The 17,081-nt window shown below is 62.8% G+C and carries 14 protein-coding genes; 5 read left to right on the top strand and 9 right to left on the bottom strand.

All coding sequences use genetic code 11. The annotated features are described in order from the left end of the window. Nucleotides 1-7 precede the first annotated feature (7 nt). From ADIAG_RS12400 to ADIAG_RS12390, 3 genes are all read left to right on the top strand, one after another. On the top strand, nt 8-3,028 hold the full coding sequence (locus ADIAG_RS12400; RefSeq protein WP_007271725.1) for a bifunctional [glutamine synthetase] adenylyltransferase/[glutamine synthetase]-adenylyl-L-tyrosine phosphorylase: 3,021 nt from the start codon (nt 8-10) through the stop codon (nt 3,026-3,028). Nucleotides 3,029-3,099: 71 nt separating this feature from the next. Beyond that, nucleotides 3,100-3,429, top strand: coding sequence for a cupin domain-containing protein (locus tag ADIAG_RS12395; protein ID WP_007271724.1), 330 nt, complete (start codon nt 3,100-3,102; stop codon nt 3,427-3,429). 97 nt (nt 3,430-3,526) lie between these two features. After that, nucleotides 3,527-3,730 (top strand): helix-turn-helix domain-containing protein, encoded by a 204-nt coding sequence (locus ADIAG_RS12390; RefSeq protein ID WP_007271723.1) that lies wholly within the window; start codon nt 3,527-3,529, stop codon nt 3,728-3,730. 302 nt (nt 3,731-4,032) lie between these two features. On the opposite strand, the gene glnA is transcribed toward ADIAG_RS12390, so the two are convergent. Next, on the bottom strand, nt 4,033-5,457 hold the full coding sequence (gene glnA / locus ADIAG_RS12385) for a type I glutamate--ammonia ligase (RefSeq protein ID WP_007271722.1): 1,425 nt from the start codon (nt 5,455-5,457) through the stop codon (nt 4,033-4,035). Nucleotides 5,458-5,895: 438 nt separating this feature from the next. Between glnA and ADIAG_RS22520 the strand changes: the two genes are divergently transcribed. Continuing rightward, the gene (locus ADIAG_RS22520; RefSeq protein WP_321162824.1) at nt 5,896-6,171 is read left to right on the top strand and encodes an RDD family protein; all 276 of its coding nucleotides are present in this window, start codon (nt 5,896-5,898) and stop codon (nt 6,169-6,171) included. Between the two features lie 124 nt (nt 6,172-6,295). On the opposite strand, the gene ADIAG_RS12375 is transcribed toward ADIAG_RS22520, so the two are convergent. The 3 genes from ADIAG_RS12375 to lipB form a co-directional block, all read right to left on the bottom strand. Continuing rightward, the gene (locus tag ADIAG_RS12375) at nt 6,296-7,057 is read right to left on the bottom strand and encodes a DUF4191 domain-containing protein (RefSeq protein ID WP_007271720.1); all 762 of its coding nucleotides are present in this window, start codon (nt 7,055-7,057) and stop codon (nt 6,296-6,298) included. 227 nt (nt 7,058-7,284) lie between these two features. Further along, nucleotides 7,285-8,286, bottom strand: a complete 1,002-nt coding sequence (lipA, locus tag ADIAG_RS12370) for a lipoyl synthase (protein ID WP_007271719.1) — start codon at nt 8,284-8,286, stop codon at nt 7,285-7,287. Then, the gene (gene lipB, locus ADIAG_RS12365) at nt 8,283-8,963 is read right to left on the bottom strand and encodes a lipoyl(octanoyl) transferase LipB (RefSeq protein ID WP_007271718.1); all 681 of its coding nucleotides are present in this window, start codon (nt 8,961-8,963) and stop codon (nt 8,283-8,285) included. Before lipB ends, lipA begins: the two co-directional genes overlap by 4 nt. Before the next feature lie 104 nt (nt 8,964-9,067). On the opposite strand from lipB, the gene ADIAG_RS20305 reads away from it, so the two are divergent. After that, nucleotides 9,068-10,693, top strand: a complete 1,626-nt coding sequence (locus ADIAG_RS20305) for a serine/threonine protein kinase (RefSeq protein ID WP_007271717.1) — start codon at nt 9,068-9,070, stop codon at nt 10,691-10,693. Nucleotides 10,694-10,749: 56 nt separating this feature from the next. Here the strand turns inward: ADIAG_RS20305 and ADIAG_RS12355 are convergent, their stop codons facing one another. From ADIAG_RS12355 to ADIAG_RS12335, 5 genes are all read right to left on the bottom strand, one after another. After that, entirely contained in the window at nt 10,750-11,184 is a 435-nt protein-coding gene (locus ADIAG_RS12355; protein WP_007271716.1) for an OsmC family peroxiredoxin, read from the bottom strand. Between the two features lie 177 nt (nt 11,185-11,361). After that, complete coding sequence (locus tag ADIAG_RS12350; RefSeq protein ID WP_007271715.1) at nt 11,362-11,712, bottom strand: hypothetical protein; 351 nt, start codon at nt 11,710-11,712, stop codon at nt 11,362-11,364. A gap of 122 nt (nt 11,713-11,834) precedes the next feature. Next, nucleotides 11,835-13,592, bottom strand: a complete 1,758-nt coding sequence (sucB, locus tag ADIAG_RS12345) for a 2-oxoglutarate dehydrogenase, E2 component, dihydrolipoamide succinyltransferase (protein ID WP_007271714.1) — start codon at nt 13,590-13,592, stop codon at nt 11,835-11,837. 146 nt (nt 13,593-13,738) lie between these two features. Next, nucleotides 13,739-15,118: a dihydrolipoyl dehydrogenase gene (lpdA, locus tag ADIAG_RS12340; RefSeq protein ID WP_007271713.1), complete on the bottom strand. Its 1,380-nt coding sequence runs from the start codon at nt 15,116-15,118 to the stop codon at nt 13,739-13,741. A gap of 298 nt (nt 15,119-15,416) precedes the next feature. Continuing rightward, nucleotides 15,417-16,931 carry a leucyl aminopeptidase gene (locus tag ADIAG_RS12335; RefSeq protein WP_007271712.1) on the bottom strand — a complete coding sequence of 505 codons (1,515 nt, stop codon included), beginning with the start codon at nt 16,929-16,931 and terminating at the stop codon, nt 15,417-15,419. Between the last annotated feature and the right edge of the window lie 150 nt (nt 16,932-17,081).

The following is a 17,081-nucleotide window of genomic DNA, read 5'->3' as shown; positions in this document are numbered from 1 at the left end:
AATCCACGTGCAGATTTCCACGCGGCAACTGATCTCCTCCGGGTTTGACGACCTGAAGCGGGCCAAACGGTTCCTGGAGGACCAGGAGCTGGAGGGCATCGACCATGCAGCCTTGGTGCGCCACCTGGCCTACGCCGCGGACCCGGACCAGGCGCTGCTGGCGCTGATCCGGATCATCCCGCATGCACCCGCGGCCCTGGACCTGGCGAAGAATGCGCCTACAGCCCCGGGCTTCCTGCGGCTGCTGGGCGCCTCCGACGCACTGGCCAACTTCCTGATCCGTGCCCCCGAAGCCCTGGAAATCTTCGAAAAACCCGCCCCGGCAGAAATCGTCGGGCGCGACGGACAACAACTGCGGGCCCAGATGCTGCGGGCCGTGGGCGCCGATCCGGCATCGGGTATCCCACCGGTCGCCACGGTGAGCGGCGAGGAAGCCTACCGGACGCTGCGTGTGGCCTACCGTACGGCCCTGCTGTCCCTGGCCCACCGCGACCTGGGCGCCGCCGACGCGCTCGCGGCGATGCCGGTGGTGGGTCGGGAACTGGCGGACCTGGCGGCAGCCGCGCTCGATGGCGCGCTGGCCATTAGCCGGGCGGAGGCAGCCGGACGCTTCGAGGCCCAAGACATTGCCGAGGTGCGCCTCGCGGTGATCGGCATGGGCAAGTGCGGGGCCAGCGAACTGAACTACGTCTCCGACGTTGATGTCATCTACGTCCACTCCAGTGAAGGCCTTGAAGAGCAGCTGGCCTTGGGCATTGCCCGGGAACTGGCCACCGGGATCTCGCGCGCCATCGATGCCCCGGGCATCGAGCCGGGGTTGTGGGAAGTGGATGCGAACCTGCGCCCCGAGGGCAAGGATGGGGCGTTGAGCCGGACCCTTGAATCCCACGCCGCCTATTACGCTCGCTGGGCGGCCTCCTGGGAGTTCCAGGCGCTGCTCAAGGCCCGGGCCATCGCCGGGGATGCGGAGCTCGGTGCCGCGTATGAGGCCATGGTGGCGCCGCTGATCTGGAACTCCTCGGAACGCGAAGGCTTTGTGGAATCCGTGCAGCGCATGCGCCGGCGGGTCACCGCAAACATTAAGCCGGCCGAATTGGCGCACCAGCTTAAGCTGGGCCCCGGAGGGTTGCGCGATGTCGAATTCACCGTGCAGCTGCTCCAGCTGGTGCACGGACGCATTGATGAAACCCTGCGGGTGCGCTCCACCACCGGGGCCATCGCCGCGCTGTCCCTGGCCGGGTACATCGGTCGTGACGATGCCGCGAAGTTCGATGATTCCTACCGTTTCCTGCGGGTCCTGGAGCACCGCATCCAGCTGGTGAACCTGCGCCGGACCCATCAGATGCCTCACAAGGAGTACGGGCAGCGGGTGCTGGCGCGCGCGTTGCGCTCCACCCTGGGCGTGGAACTGTCCACGGCTGCCGGGTTGCTGGCGCGCTGGGGCGAGACCAAGCGCCTGGTCCGCCAGCTACACGAACGGATCTTCTACCGCCCGCTGCTGAGCAACGCCTCAAACCTCTCGGCCGATGAGGTGCGGCTCTCGCCCGAGGCCGCCCAGTCGCGGCTGCGTGCCCTGGGATACATCGACCCCAAGGCAGCGATGCGGCACATCGAGGCACTCACCGGCGGCATGCGCCGCCGCGCCTCCCTGCAGCGGCAGCTGCTGCCGGTGTTGCTGGGCTGGATCGCTGAGGGGGTGGATCCGGATGCCGGCCTGCTGGGCTTCCGGCGGTTGAGTGAATCGCTGGGGGAGTCGCACTGGTACCTGGGGATGCTGCGTGATTCAAAGGGCGCGGCCGAGCGATTGTGCAAGATGCTCTCCAACTCCCGCTTCGTCACTGACCTGTTGGAAGTCTCCCCGGAGTCGACGGCGTGGCTGGGGGACGACAAATTGCTGCGTCCTTTGAGCTATGAGGCGCTCTCGACGGAGATCTCCTCCAAACTGAAGCGCAATCTCGCTCCCGAGCAGGCGATCCGGTTGATCAGGGTGATTCGTCGCCGTGAGATCCTGCGGATTGCGCTGGCCGATGGTGCGGCGGTCGTCGACCTGGAACAGATGGGCCGGGCCCTGGCTGATAACGACCGTGCCGCGGTGCGCGGCGCGTTGGAGGTGGCTCAACGCACCGAGTTTGCCGTGAACCCGCAGTTGGGCGAGTTTTTGGTGGTGGCCATGGGGCGGCAGGGCGGGCACGAAATCGGTTATTGCTCGGATGCCGATGTGCTGTTTGTGCAACGGGCCTTTGACGGTGCCGACCCCCAGGCTGCCCAGGAACAGGCCATCCGCATCGCGACCTCGCTCGGTCCACTGCTGGGCAGACCCATGGTCCCGGCGATCCAGGCGGAGCCGCGGCTGGAGATCGATGCTGCGCTGCGCCCGGAGGGCAAGAGCGGCCCGCTGGTGCGCTCTCTTGACGCTTATGCAGAGTATTACCGGCGTTGGTCCCAGCTCTGGGAACAGCAGGCCTTGCTCCGGGCCACCCCCATGGCCGGTTCCGAGGAACTGGGAGTGGACTTCATGGCCTTAGTTGATCCGCTGCGCTACGAACAGCATATGGGCCCGGAGCAGGTCACGGAGATCCGCCGGATCAAGGCCCGAGTAGAGGCCGAGCGTCTGCCGCGAGGTGCGGAGCCCGAACGGCACCTGAAGCTGGGGCGCGGCTCGCTGAGCGATGTCGAGTGGCTGGTCCAGCTCATGCAGCTGCAACATGCCAAGGTCCATCCGGAGTTGCGCACCACTTCCACGTTGCCGGCCCTGGCGGCGATTGCCGAGGCCGAGATTATTCCGGCGGACGAGGTGGAGCTGCTGGAACAGGCATGGTCGCTGGCCAGTCGGATCCGGAGCGCCGGGCTGATTTGCACCGGCAGGATCAGCGATGTGTTGCCCAAGTCTTGGCGGGACATGGAAGCCGTCGCCCGTTGGTGCGGTTACGCGCCGGGGGAGGCCTCGGTGATGGAGGATGATTACTTCAAGGCCACTCGCCGGGCACGGCAGGTCTTCGAACGGTATTTTTACGGATTTGAAGATTAAGGATCCGGGGCCGGAACATCCGGCCCGGGGCAGGAATTTATTGTTGTTTTTTGAAGGGACAGGAAATAGCCATGCATCTCACCATCGCCGAACTTGATCAGATGGTCGCCCAGGAATGGGCGAAGGCTTCTGCTTCGAATAATGGGCGCAGCGCCATTGCCGTGCTCAAGGACGGGCGACTGCGCCATACCCTGATCACCTTGCTGACCGGCTGCAAGATGAATGACCACGAGAAGCCCGAGTCGGCGACCTTGCAGGTGTTGCGCGGAACCATCGTGGTCAGCTGGGGCGGGGAGTCGAAGACCATCGAGCACGGCGGTCTCTACGTGCTCCCGGATGCAATTCACAATGTGGTGGCCATCGAAGACAGTGCCTTCCTGCTGACTTCCCTGGCTGGCTAGGTACCCGCAAAGATACTTTCTGCACAAAATGCGTCAAGAAACCTTGACACAGATTTTGTTGTCAAGATAAGTTGACGCATGGAGGGTGATGTGTGCGATGGACAAGACCAGTCTCGAGCAAGCCGAGGGCGGACCGATCAAGGCGCTGCAAGCCGTTGCAGAGCTGCAACGCGATGCTAGACGGCAGGAATCGGTCCTGGTGCGCCGGGCACGCGCCGAGGGCTTGTCGTGGGAAGCCATAGCCCAATCGCTCGGGGTCAGCCGCCAGGCGGTCCACCAGCGCTACGGCAAGAAGTCCTAGGCAGCCCGGTAGTTCGGGAAACCGAATAGTCACTCCGCGATGGACTCACTCCTCAGGTTTCGTCAGATGCTCGCGAAGACATCGCGAGCACTAACTTCATGCGTTGAAACGATGGGCGTCGACGCTAGTCCCCACCCCATGCCTATCGCACTACTGCCACCATCTGGGCCCAGCGCTACCTTGCGTTTTGCCGGCCAGCTATGCCCGGGCATGGAAAAGTCCGCACGTGCCGCCTTCGAAAACGTTCTGGCGGCCCGTGCGGACTTTACGTGGACTAAAGACGAATCAGCCCCATGACGTGGCTAGCAGCCGTAGTAGAGCTCGAACTCGTAGGGGTTCGGACGCAGCGACAGCGGCTTGATCTCGTATTCGCGCTTGTAGTCGATCCAAGTACGGACCAAGTCCTCGGTGAACACGTCGCCCTCGAGCAGGAAGTCGAAGTCGGCTTCCAGCGCTTCGAGTGCCTCGTCCAGCGAACCCGGTGCCTTCTGGATGTCCTTGGCCTCTTCGGCCGGGAGCTCGTAGAGGTCCTTGTCGATCGGGTCTGCCGGCTCGATGCGATTCTTGATGCCGTCAAGGCCAGCCATCAGCTGGGCTGCGAAGGCTAGGTACGGGTTCGAGGCGGCATCCGGTGCGCGGAACTCGATGCGCTTGGCCTTCGGGTTCGAGCCGGTGATCGGGATACGGATACCGGCGGAGCGGTTGCCCTGCGAGTAAACCATGTTGACCGGAGCCTCGTAGCCCTTGACCAAGCGGCGGTAGGAGTTCACCGTCGGGTTGGTGAAGGCCAGAACGGCGGAAGCGTGCTTCAGCAAGCCGCCGATGTACCAGCGGGCGGTATCCGAGAGGCCGGCGTAACCCTTCTCGTCGTAGAACAGCGGGACGCCGTTGGCCCACAGCGACTGGTGGCAGTGCATGCCCGAGCCGTTGTCACCGAAGATCGGCTTCGGCATGAAGGTCGCTGACTTGCCCCAAGCGTCGGCCACGTTCTTGACGATGTACTTGAACTTCAAGAGGTCATCGGCCGAGTGGGTCAGCGTATTGAACTTGTAGTTGATCTCGGCCTGGCCGGCGGCGCCGACTTCGTGGTGGCTGCGCTCGACCTCTAGGCCGGCTGCCTCCAGCTCGAGGCAGATGGCGTCGCGTAGGTCGGCCTGCTTGTCGGTGGGGGAGACCGGGAAGTAGCCGCCCTTGAAGGGGGTCTTGTAACCCTGGTTGCCGCCCTCTTCCTTCTTGCCGGTGTTCCACGGAGCCTCAATGGAATCCACCTTGTAGAAGGAACTCTGCGGCTTCGACTCGTACTGCACGTTGTCGAAGATGAAGAACTCGGCCTCGGGGGCGAAGAATGCAGTGTCGGCGATGCCGGTGGAGGACAAGTAGGACTCGGCGCGTTCGGCCACGCCACGTGGGTCGCGGTGGTACGGCTCGCCGGTGCGGGGGTTCACGATGGAGAAGTTGAACGCGAGGGTCTTCTCGAGACGGAACGGATCGATGTATCCGGAAGTGACATCGGGGATCAGCTGCATGTCGGAGTCGGAGATTCCGGCAAAGCCATGGATCGAGGACGCATCGAAGAGCTGCCCGTTGACGAAGAAATCCGCGTCGACGGTGCGTGCCGGGACGTTGAAGTGCTGCTGAATGCCGGGGAGATCGGTGAACCTGACGTCAACGAATTTGACGCCTTCTTCGGCAATATATGCGATGACTTCTTCTGGACTCTTGAACATGCTCAGGGACTCCTGTGTGGGATTTCTGCCAGGCAGGCTTGGATGCCATGCCGTGAAACGTTTACCAACGTTTATTTCCTGTGTTATCAACACTATCCCGAAGCGATTACTCTGCTGTGTCTCGATTGTTTCCATTACGTTACATAGTCGGGGAATTCGCCTTAAGTGACGTTGGCTAAATCACATCCTATGGGGGCTGCGCGCCTAAGGGCTCTGTGCCGGGCGCGAAAGCGATTGCGGGGCGGGGCGGTCGGTCGTTTGCCCCGGTAAGCTGGGGCTGTGGAAAGAAAAGATTTCGGCTCGTGGCTCGAGGGCCCACCGCAGCTAAGCAACCAGGAATGGCCCGGCAAGAGAATGGGGCGCCCCGAAAAGGGGGCTGGTTCCGTTGCGCGCATCGGTCGGCGTGTCGCGGCCATTGCATTGGATTGGGGTATCGCGATGCTGATCTCGATGTTCTTCTTCAACTCCGATCCCACCGCGAATATGATCATCTTTGCGGCAACCCAGATGCTCTTTGTCGGGGTCACCGGACACTCGATCGGGCACCGCGTCTTTGGCATGCAGGTCCAACGTCTCGATGGTACCGCGATCAAACCACTCGGAGGGGTCGTGCGCACGCTGCTTTTGTGCCTGATCATCCCGGTCTTGTTCAGCGACTCCGACCAGCGCGGCTATCACGATCGGGTCGGCCAGACGATCCTGGTACGCATCTGATTCCCTCTGCGCAGCGGGCAAGGTTGACCGCTGCGCAGAGGCAGGTACTTCGGGGATGAAAGAAGGTGGGTGTTGGAACCATATGGTTCCAACACCCACCTTCTTTATTGGTGGTTCTATATGTCTAGCGTCCGCGCATTGACTTGCGGTCCGGGCGTGCCCGGTTCGGGTCGATGCCCTTCGGGATCGGGAGCCGTGCGCTGCCCAAGGTGGCTAGGCGCTTGTCAACGGCGCCGATCTCCAGCTTGGTGATCGACTTCGGGAGCTTCTTCATCTTCTTGCCGACTTCTGCCAGGGGGACCTGGCCTTCGTCGCTTCCTGCGTTGATGACGTGGATCGGGACATTGGGCAGGACGCGGCCCATGCGCTTGCGCTCCGCGTCGACCAAGGCGCGAACGCGGGTGCTCGGTCCTTCGGACACCAGCACCACACCTGCGCGGCCAATGCCCATGAAGACTAGGTCCTTGGTGCGCGGGTTCACGGCAACCGGTTCGTCCTTCAGGATCCAGCCGCGGCGCAACACGCTCATGGCGGCGCCGGCGGCGCCGGGGCGTCCCTCCAACTGTTTGAAGGCAGCCTTTTCCGCGCGGCGGGAAAGAATCATGGTCGCTGCCAGCAATGCCAGCGGAAGCGAGATCAAGACCGTGGTGATCCAGTTCTTGATCAGCAGACCGACCACCAGACCCACGACAATGATGCCAAGGGCAGCCAGAAGCATCAGCCAGACGACCATCGGGTCGTTCTTCCGGGTCATCTGGAAGACTTCGCCCAGCTGTTTCAGCCGACCCGGCTTCTTAGGGGCCTTGTCGGCCTTCGGCTTGCGCGAGAACAGTCCGCGCTTAGGACTTGCAGCCTCGGACGAGGCGTTATCGGTGTTTTTGGCCATAGTGATTCAATTCTACCTTGATGTCGAGAGCCTCGCGTGAACCATCGGGATTCTTGGCTCAGCGCGAGCGGCGCCTCAACGGCCTCGGAAATATTCTGCGGCCATGAGTGTGCTCCGGCAGCTACCAGCGAAGCGTTAACGATCCGGACCGCCGCGCAAGCGGCGGCCCGAAGTTCCCCTGCCAAATCAGCAGCAGGGGAAGGTATTTCAGTTGGTTCGGTGGATGGCTAGGAGCCGACCAGCGATGAGGCTTCCTGCCGAGTGTCGCCGGAGCTGGCGATGTGGGACAGTTCCTCGGGAATCGGCAAACCCTTGCGGCGCATGGCGCCAGCCCACAGCCGGCCGGCGCGGTAGGAGGAACGCACCAACGGGCCGCTCATGACACCGATGATGCCCAGCTCTTCGGCTTCCTGCTGGAGATCCACGAATTCCTGCGGCTTGACCCAGCGATCCACCGGCAGGTGGCGCTCGGTGGGGCGCAGGTACTGCGTGATGGTCAACAGGTCGCAGCCCGCCTCGACCAGATCCTTGATGGCCTCGGTGATTTCCTCGCGTGTTTCGCCCATGCCCAGGATCAGGTTCGACTTGGTGATCATGCCATTGGCCCGGCCCTGCGAAATGACATCCAAGGACCGTTCGTAGCGGAAGGCCGGACGGATGGACTTGAACAGGCGCGGCACGGTTTCGAGGTTGTGTGCATATACCTCGGGGGCGGAGGCGCAAATTTCGTCCAGGTGTTCAGGCTTGCCGGAGAAGTCAGGAATCAGCAGTTCCACACCGGTGCCGGGATTCAGCTGGTGAATGCGGCGCACCGTCTCGGCGTACAGCCAGGTGCCCTCGTCTTCGAGATCATCGCGGGCCACGCCGGTGACGGTTGCGTAGCGCAGGCCCATTTTCTTCACGCTCATGGCGACCTTGAATGGTTCGGCACGGTCGATGGCTTGGGGCTTGCCGGTGTCGATCTGGCAGAAGTCGCAGCGACGGGTGCACTCGGAGCCGCCGATCAAGAAGGTGGCTTCCTTGTCTTCCCAGCACTCGAAGATATTCGGGCAGCCTGCCTCTTCGCAGACCGTGTTCAGCCCCTCGGACTTGACCAGCTTCTTCATTGCCACATATTCGGGGCCGATGTCGATCTTTGCCTTGATCCATTCAGGCTTGCGCTCGACCGGGGTTTGGGTGTTTCGCTGCTCAATGCGCAGCAGGCGGCGACCTTCGGGTGCGGCACTCATGATCGGGCTCCTTCGAGGGTGGTAGCAGTCGACGCCACGAGGGGGCCGAGCAGGGATTCAAGTTCTTGTTCGACACGCTCAAGCACGTCGGCCGGATCGATGGTGGTTCCGGTCTCCATGCTGAGGGTTGTGACCCCTGCGTCAGTGATCCCACAGGGGATGATCTGGTTGTAGGGTGCCAAATCGTTGGAGCAGTTGAGCGCGAAACCATGCATCGTGACACCGTGGTCCACACGGATCCCGATGGCGGCCAGCTTGCGGTCCTGGGAACCGTCGCTGCCCGCGACCCATACTCCGCTGCGGCCCTTGATGCGGACCGCGGGAATGGAGTACTCCACCGCGACGTTGATCAGCGCTTCTTCGAGGGTCCAAACGTATTCGCGAATTCCCTTCATATCGAGCAGCCGCACGATCGGGTAACCGACCAACTGGCCTGGACCGTGCCAGGTGAGCTTTCCGCCGCGATCGACATCGATCACGGGTGTGCCGTCGATCGGAAGATCCTCTGGCTCGGTTCGCCGTCCTGCCGTGTAAACGGCCGCATGTTCCAGTAGGAAGACCTTGGGACCGGCTTCGCCCGCGGCCACTTCATCGTGGACACGGCGCTGCAAATCCCAGGCCTCTTGATAATCGACCAGCTCCGGGGCATGACCGATTCTCTCGAAATTGATGCTCATGGCGACAACAGTACGCCGTTGACAGGGCCCTTTCGAATCGTGAAGCGGATTGTTGCTTGTGGATAACTTAAGCACGCTATTTCTATGAGGCGTAGAAAAGGTTCATGGAATCTTTTGAAGAATCAATGGTATTCCCGATCATTGGCGGGTTTCGTACCGTTAGACATCTGGATGAGGGATCGGGCAGTACGGTTTGGGTGGTTGAAGACGACTCCACGAAGGAAGAATTCGCCCTCAAGATCCTGCCACGCGGGGCGACGGACGAAGCCGCGGCAGCGGAATCGCCGGCTCTGCGACATGAATTTCTGGTCGACGGTCTCGGTCTAGTGTCCACCTCGTTGGGACCAGGAATACTCATGGAGTACTGTCCGGCCGGGTCTGCGGCACAGGTGGTGGCGGTCCGCGGGCCATTGGGCGTAGGAGAAGTCATCACCGTCATGGCACCTATCGCGGCGGCACTGGCCTTCCTGCATGAGCGTGGGCTCATGCATGGGGATCTGAGTCCACGCAATATATTGTTTACCGCCGAGGGGAAACCCAAGCTCTGCGACTTCGGGACACATCGAATCGTCGGGCAGTCGCCCACGGAGTTCGGCACCCAGGGTTTCTGTGCTCCGGAAACCGCCTCCGAAGGCGCGGCCGGAACCATTGAACCCGCGCGTGATATCTATGCTCTGGCGGCGTGCACTTGGTACCTGCTGACCGGACGGCCACCCAATGCAACGGCCAGCAGGGTACCGCTGGGCTCCATGGTTCCCGAAGTCAACGACGAATTTGCCAAGCTGCTCGAACAGTCGTTGGCGCAAGATCCCGCCATCCGTCCCAGCGCCGAGCAGTTTGGACAACGGATCTTTGTTGCCGGGGAACCCCTGCCGGTGGAGCTGACCGATGCCGTTGAGCATGATGCGCTCAAGCACATGCTCACCACCCGGCAAACCCCGAAATCAGGCGGTCCTCGACGCCGCGGCGCGCCGAGCGCAGCAGACAAGCAACTGCTCAAGGAACGCAAAGTCCAGATCAAGGCGCAGCAGAAACCCGTTCCTCGTAAACTGCGTGCTGCATTTGCCGGTAACGGCACAGCGGAGTCCACAAGTCAGCGGAGCAGCGCCGCGGAATGTTGGGCCAGCGGGCACCGCATCCACAGGTTGAAGCGCGGAAACCGCCGAATCCTCGTTGCACTGGGTAGCGGTGCCCTGCTGGTGGCGGTTTCGGCCGGGGGAGCGGTCTGGATCAACGGCAACGCCGCGTCCACCACTGCCCGGGAAACGCAGGCACTGGTGGACGCGGCGGCCGTGGCACCAGTGACCAGCGAACCGCGAGGGGATCCGGCCTTGGGGCAAACGGACCGCGAGTTGGTGCTGGTGGCCGCAGATCTGTCTGCGCGTCGCGACAGTGGCTTGATGAATGGAAAAATGGCCGCGCTCAGCGAGGTCCATGCACCGGGCTCACCGTCGCTCGGAGTCGACGAAAAGGTCATGGCCGCGATGAAGAAGATGGGGTTTCGATTGGAAGGGTTGGAAACACGGCTGATAAATGTTCAGGTGCTACCGGGAGACGTGCAGGGACGCGCGACGCTGCAAGCAGACAGCCAACAAGCTGGATACCACTACCTCGATGCCACGGGCGCGGTGGTGGTCAGTGCCGGGAAAACCGAGAGTCAACGAATACAGATGGTCCTGAAGCTGACCGATGGAAGCTGGCGGCTGTGGGAAGTTTCGGCTGTCGAATGAAGGATCGCCGGGGCGGTGTGTGGGCGCCTGCCCGCACACCGCACCCGATTAGACCCCTAGCTGAGGCTTGCCGTCAAGGTGATGGATGGGACTGAAGCCAGAGCGACCGAGACCGGGCACCCTTCCTTGGCTGCCTGGGCGTGCTTCTGGAACTCGGTGTCCTCCAGCCCCGGGACGGTTGCCTTGAGCGTGAGCCGGATTGCGCTGATCTTCGGTCCATCACTGGTGTCAAAATCCACTTCGGCCGTTGTCTCCAGTTTTTCGGGGACGTGGCCTGCCTCCTTCAGGACGTTGCTCAATGCCATGGTGAAACAGGAGGCATGTGCGGCGGCGATTAATTCTTCGGGGCTGGTCTTGCCCTCTGCAGCCTCGGCGCGGGCCCGCCAGGTCACCGGGAATGTGCCGATTCCTGAGGTGTCAAAGGTGGTTTCCCCTGAACCTGAGACCAGATCGCCGGACCAAACGGTGCTTGCGTTTCGTGTTACTGCCATGGTGACAACTCCTTGAACGTGCAGCGTGATGGAGGCAGATGCCTCCACTACTCATCCTAGGGCGGGCAGCGGGCGAATCGAAGCCTAGGGGTTAAACACGCATGCGGTGCTTCGCCAGAAATCCTGGCGGAGCACCGCATGAGCACCGGCCTTGGCCGGGATGCACGGTTGTTGGGTCTAGACCCAGAGGACCGCGACGGCGATGGCGATCAACGCGGTGCCGCCGGTGCCGTGTGCCAGTCCGGTCGGAACCTCGAGGCCGTTCTTGATCTTCTTGCGGCCCAGCAGTGCTGCCACGAAGATGCCAATGGCCAGGAGGGCCTTGACGCCGATCTTCACGTGGTTGACGTCGCCGTCGCCCATTTCGGCCATGCCCACCAGCAGCAGGCCGGTGACTAGCTGGGAGATGGCTCCGTACCACTGCCAGATGTTCACGGTGGGGGTCTTGAAGTTGGCGAGCCAGCCACCGAAGATTGCGGCTGCGCCCAAGATGTGCAGGAATACGAGGATTGCAGTCAAGAAAGTCATGATGCAAGCCTAGTGGAGATTTGACGTGTTGTAGAACTTTGCTCAGTCCTTGGTGGTGGAGAACATACAGGTGAGGGCGGCACTCTCCGTGGAGTACCGCCCTCACCTTGACTGCCTAGGGCTTAGCGGCCCAGATCGGCTTCGAAGGCGCCTTCCTCAAGGCGTGCCTTCAGCGTCTGCAGGAAGCGTCCTGCATCGGCGCCGTCGACCAGACGGTGATCGTAGGTCAGCGACAGGTACATCATGTGACGGATGGCGATGGTGTCGTCTCCGTCAACGCCGTTCACAACAACCGCACGCTTCACGATGGCGCCGGTGCCCAGGATAGCGACCTGAGGCTGGTTGATGATCGGGGTGTCGAAGAGTGCGCCAACCGAACCGATGTTGGTGATCGAGAAGGTTCCGCCGGACAACTCGTCCGGACCGATCTTGTTGTTGCGCGTGCGCGAAGCAACATCGGCGATCTTACCGGCCAGGCCAGCAAGGTTCAGGTCTCCAGCGTTGTTGATCACCGGAACCAGCAGGCCCTTGTCGGTGTCGACCGCAATCGCCAGGTGCTCGGCGTTGTGGTACGTGATCTCCTGCTTTTCCTCGTCGTACTCGGCGTTCAGCTTCGGGTGCTGCTTCAGGGCCTCGGCCACTGCCTTGGCGATGAACGGCAAGAAGGTGAGCTTGGAACCGTTGATGGCAGCGAACTCGGCCTTGGCAGCGTTGCGCAGGTTGAACACGCGAGTCATGTCGACCTCGTGGACCTGGGTCAGCTGAGTGGAGGTATCCAAGGACTCGCGCATACGGCGGGCAATAACCTGGCGGATGCGTGGTGCCTTGGCAACGGTGCCGCGCAGCGAGGAAGCCTCGACTGGTGCGGCAGCCTTGGCAGCCGGTGCTGCAGGTGCAGCCGCGGCGGCCGGAGCGCTGGAGGCTGCAGCAGCCTCAACGACGTCCTGCTTGCGGATGCGTCCACCAACGCCGGTGCCGGTCACGGTGGACAGGTCGACGTTGTTCTCCTTGGCCAAGCGGCGAACCAGCGGCGTAACGTAGCCGTCGTTGCCAGTGGCAGGAGCAGGTGCAGCTGCGGCAGGAGCCTGTGCCGGAGCTGCTGGAGCTGCCGGAGCTGCTGGAGCTGCCGGAGCGGCGGCGGCAGGAGCCTGTGCCGGAGCTGCCGGAGCGGCGGCGGGTGTAGCAGCCGGTGCAGGTGCAGCAGCTGGCTCGGCAACAGGTGCGGCAGCGGCTGCCTCGGGTGCTGCAGGGGCAGCTGCGCCCGCGGCACCGATGACGGCCAGTACTGCGCCAACTTCGGCGGTATCGTCTTCCGGAACACGGATTTCCAGCAAGGTTCCGGCCACGGGGGACGGGACCTCGGTGTCGACCTTGTCGGTGGAGACCTCGAGCAGTGGCTCATCCATGGCGACTTCGTCGCCCACGGCCTTGAGCCAGCGGGTGACGGTGCCTTCGGTGACGGATTCGCCCAAAGCCGGGAGAGTGATCTCGGTACCGGAAGCCGGATCGGCATCGGCGGCAGGTGCGGCAGGGGCCTCTTCGGCGGCAGGCGCTGCCTCGGCCGGGGCTTCTTCAGCCGGGGCCTCTGCGGCGGGTGCTTCAGCTGCGGGTGTCTCTTCTGCAGGTGCTTCGGCGGAGCCGGAGCCATCGCCGATGCGCACCAGTGCGGCACCGACTTCTGCGGTCTCATCCTCGGCGACGAGGATCTCTTCGATAACACCGGCCACCGGCGAAGGGATTTCGGTATCGACCTTGTCGGTCGATACTTCCAGCAGCGGCTCGTCGACCTCGACGCGGTCGCCGACCTGCTTCAACCAGCGCGTAACGGTGCCTTCGGTGACGCTTTCACCCAGTGCGGGCAAGTTCACGGTTTCAGACATCTTGTTCCCGTTCTCCTAAAACTAAAAAATTTGTGTGCGAGAGATCCGCGGTTTCCCGCACATCCCATGGGAGGTCAGTGCCTCCGAGCTTAGTGCACCGGGCACGCATTCCTGCAGGGAATGCGTGCCCGGCCATGCAAATGTGACTAACCGTGCAGCGGCTTGCCGGCCAGAGCCATAGCGGCCTCGCCGAGCGATTCGTTCTGCGTCGGGTGTGCGTGGATGAGCTGAGCAACATCCTCCGGGTAGGCTTCCCAGTTCACGATGAGCTGTGCTTCACCGATCTGCTCGCCGATTCGTCCGCCGATGCCGTGGACACCGACGATCGGGCCATTCTTCACGCGAACCATCTTGATCAGGCCGCTGGTGCCCAGGATGGAAGACTTGCCGTTGCCTGCAAGGTTGTATTCGGTGGTTTCGATCTGGTCGGCACCGAACTTTTCCTTGGCAGCGGGTTCGGAGTAGCCGACCGAAGCGATCTCCGGCTCGCAGAAGGTGACCTTCGGGATGTTGATGTCCTCGACGACCACCGGCTTCAGGCCGCCGATTTCCTCGGCCACGAAGATGCCGTGCTGGTAGCCGCGGTGTGCAAGCTGCACGCCCGGGACGATGTCGCCGATGGCGTAGATGTTGCCCACGCCGGTGTGGCAGCGCTCGTTGGCGAGCACGAAGCCGCGGTCCATCGGGATGCCGACCTCTTCGTAGCCGAGGTTCGCGGTGACCGGGCCGCGGCCAACGGCCACGAGTACGATCTCGGCTTCCAGGACCTTGCCGTCTGCCAAGGAGACCTTGACACCGTTCTCGTCCTGCTCGACCTTTTCGAAGAAGACACCGGTGTTGAACTTGATGCCGCGCTTCTTGAAGGCACGCTCCAGGTTCTTGATGATGGCCGGGTCCTCGTTCGGGACCAGCGAAGGCAGGCCCTCCACGATAGTCACCTCGACGCCGAAGGACTTCCAGACCGAGGCGAACTCGACGCCGATGACGCCGCCGCCGAGCACGATGGCGCTCTTGGGCAGGGTGTCCATGTTCAGGGCCTCGGTGCTGGTGAGCACGCGTCCGCCGATTTCCAGGCCAAAGGTCTTGGACTCGGAACCGGTGGCGAGGATGATGTTCTTGCCCTTGTAAGCAACTCCGTCAACGTCGATGGTGTCCTGCGAAACCAGGCGGCCGTTACCTTCGATAACGGTGACCTTCTTCATCTTCAGCAGGCCGGTCAGGCCCTTGTGCTTGCCGGCGACGATGCCGTCCTTGTAGCTGCGCACGGCACCTAAGTCGATGGAGTCGAGGGTGGTGTTGATGCCGTACTTGGCACCTTCACGAGCGTTCTCGGCCAATTCGGCGGAGTGCAGGTACGCCTTGGTGGGGATGCAGCCGGTGTGCAGGCAGGTGCCACCGAGCTTGGCCTTCTCAATCAAGCCGACGGTGAATCCCAGCTGGACGGCGCGCAATGCTGCCGAGTAGCCAGCGGAACCGCCGCCGAGAATGAGGATGTCGAATTCTTGCGTTGCTGCCGATTCGGCCACGTGAACGCTCCCTCGTTAAGAGTTGTGGCCGACGTTGTGGTCGACCGGGGGTCTGTTGGGTGTACGTGCGTACCCGTTCGGGCGTGCACAAATACGGTAATGCAAGTGATCTATCAGCATTACCTTATCCCCCCGAAACGCCCGCGGCCACATGCGGTGAGGCAGATTGCGTTGGCGTGTGACGGGCTACACAACGCCCGGGGCCCCTTCGATGGTGTTGAAGGTGCCCCAGGCGTTATGTACGCGGATAACTACTACAGGAAGTAGAAATCCTCGAGGGGTCGGACGAAGCTGTGGGCTACTTGCCCGTTGCCATGTCCTCGGCCAAAGCGACCAAGGTGCGCACCGAGGAGCCGGTGCCGTTCTTGTGCGTGTAACCAAACGGAGCCTGCTCATTGAAGGCCGGGCCGGCGATGTCCACGTGGGCCCACGGGATCTTGACGCCATCGGTCTCGCCGACGAACTCGTTGAGGAAGACCGCTGCGGTCATCATTCCGCCCATGCGCTCACCGATGTTCGCCAGGTCCGCGACCTGGGAATCGATCGTGGGTCGCAGTTCCTCGGGCATCGGCATGGCCCATGCGGCTTCGCCGACCTTGTCGGCGGCGGCGACCACGGCGTCACGCAGGGTTGCATCGCCCATGACGCCGGCGGTACGTAGTCCGAGGGCAACCATCTGGGCCCCGGTCAAGGTGGCAACGTCGATGAGCGCGTCGGGGTTCTCGGCGCTGGCGGCAACCAGGCCATCGGCCATGACCAAGCGTCCCTCGGCATCGGTGTTGAGCACCTCCACCGTCTTGCCACCGAACATGGTCAGGACATCGCCGGGGCGCGTGGAGGCACCGCCGGGCATGTTCTCTGCCAGGCAGAGCCAGCCGGTTACCTTGATCGGCAGACCGAGCTCGGCGATCGCAACGATCGCCTGGAAGACGGTTGCGGCCCCGGCCATATCGCACTTCATTGCGTGCATGCCCGCGGCAGGCTTGATGGAGATACCGCCGGTGTCGAAGGTGATGCCCTTGCCCACCAGGGCCAGATGCTTGGCGGCCTTGGTCGGGGAGTATTCAACCTTGACCATGCGCGGCTTGCGCTCGGAACCGCCGCCGACGCCCATGAGGCCGCCGTAACCATCCTTCTCCAGCTTCTTTTCGTCGAAGATCGTGACCTTCAGCGGCTGGCTCTTGACCGAATCCTTGACCTCCTGGGCGAAAGTGGCGGGGTAGAGCACGTTGGGGGCGACGTTGACGAGGTCCCGGGTGGCGCGTACTGCGCGGCCCAAGATTGCGGCACGCTTCAGGGCTGCCGGAAGTGCCTTGTCGGCGGATGCCGCGGTGGCAATGATCGCTTCGCTGACCGGCACCTTGGTGGCCGGCGTCGAGCGGTGGGAGTTGAACTGGTAGGCGCCAAGGGCAACACCCTCGGCCACGGCCGCTGCCTGGTCCACCGTGGCGGCGGGCAGAGCGAAGACGACAGTGGAGGCTCCGGCGAGCTGGCGTGCGGCCGATCCGGCGGCACGGCGCAGCGCTTCGGTGCTGAGTGTCGATTCCTCAAAAGAGCCCAGGCCGGCGAATGCCAGCAGCTGGGCCTTGGTCTCGGCGGTGGCCGGCAGTCGGACCAATTCATCGGCTGCACCGGTGATGTTCAGTGCGGCCAGCGAGTTCTGAAGGGTCTCGGTGACTTTGGCGCTAAACGGCGAGGCCACCAAGACCGGTCCGTCGGTGCCCTTGACGACACCGACTACCAGTGCGTCTGCACCGATGCGCTTGATGTCGGTCGAAACAGCTGTCAGCTTGAGATCCATGGAGTTGATCACGGAACGATTCCTGTTCGTTGGATTTGTACATGCATGTCAGATGCCCATGCATCGAAGGAGCCAAAAAGGCGCTGCGGGTTCGGAGTCTCCGGACCGCAAATGCCGATTGGTCTTTATCGATCGTATCGTTGAGACGGAGCACACACCGCA

Source organism: Paeniglutamicibacter gangotriensis Lz1y, from assembly GCF_000348945.1.
GTDB classification, from domain to species: domain Bacteria; phylum Actinomycetota; class Actinomycetes; order Actinomycetales; family Micrococcaceae; genus Paeniglutamicibacter; species Paeniglutamicibacter gangotriensis.
The sequence above is the reverse complement of the archived record's forward strand: the minus strand, read 5'-3'. Positions and strand labels throughout refer to the sequence as shown.

Bases quoted from the DNA above. Each gene is read 5' to 3' on its own strand.
- glnA (WP_007271722.1), bottom strand. From the start codon at position 5,457: ATGTTCAAGAGTCCAGAAGAAGTCATCGCATATATTGCCGAAGAAGGC.
- lipB (WP_007271718.1), bottom strand. From the start codon at position 8,963: ATGAGCATCAATTTCGAGAGAATCGGTCATGCCCCGGAGCTGGTCGAT.
- lipA (WP_007271719.1), bottom strand. From the start codon at position 8,286: ATGAGTGCCGCACCCGAAGGTCGCCGCCTGCTGCGCATTGAGCAGCGA.
- ADIAG_RS12350 (WP_007271715.1), bottom strand. From the start codon at position 11,712: ATGACTTTCTTGACTGCAATCCTCGTATTCCTGCACATCTTGGGCGCA.
- ADIAG_RS20305 (WP_007271717.1), top strand. From the start codon at position 9,068: ATGGAATCTTTTGAAGAATCAATGGTATTCCCGATCATTGGCGGGTTT.
- ADIAG_RS22520 (WP_321162824.1), top strand. From the start codon at position 5,896: ATGCTGATCTCGATGTTCTTCTTCAACTCCGATCCCACCGCGAATATG.
- ADIAG_RS12395 (WP_007271724.1), top strand. From the start codon at position 3,100: ATGCATCTCACCATCGCCGAACTTGATCAGATGGTCGCCCAGGAATGG.
- ADIAG_RS12355 (WP_007271716.1), bottom strand. From the start codon at position 11,184: ATGGCAGTAACACGAAACGCAAGCACCGTTTGGTCCGGCGATCTGGTC.
- ADIAG_RS12375 (WP_007271720.1), bottom strand. From the start codon at position 7,057: ATGGCCAAAAACACCGATAACGCCTCGTCCGAGGCTGCAAGTCCTAAG.
- ADIAG_RS12390 (WP_007271723.1), top strand. From the start codon at position 3,527: ATGGACAAGACCAGTCTCGAGCAAGCCGAGGGCGGACCGATCAAGGCG.
- sucB (WP_007271714.1), bottom strand. From the start codon at position 13,592: ATGTCTGAAACCGTGAACTTGCCCGCACTGGGTGAAAGCGTCACCGAA.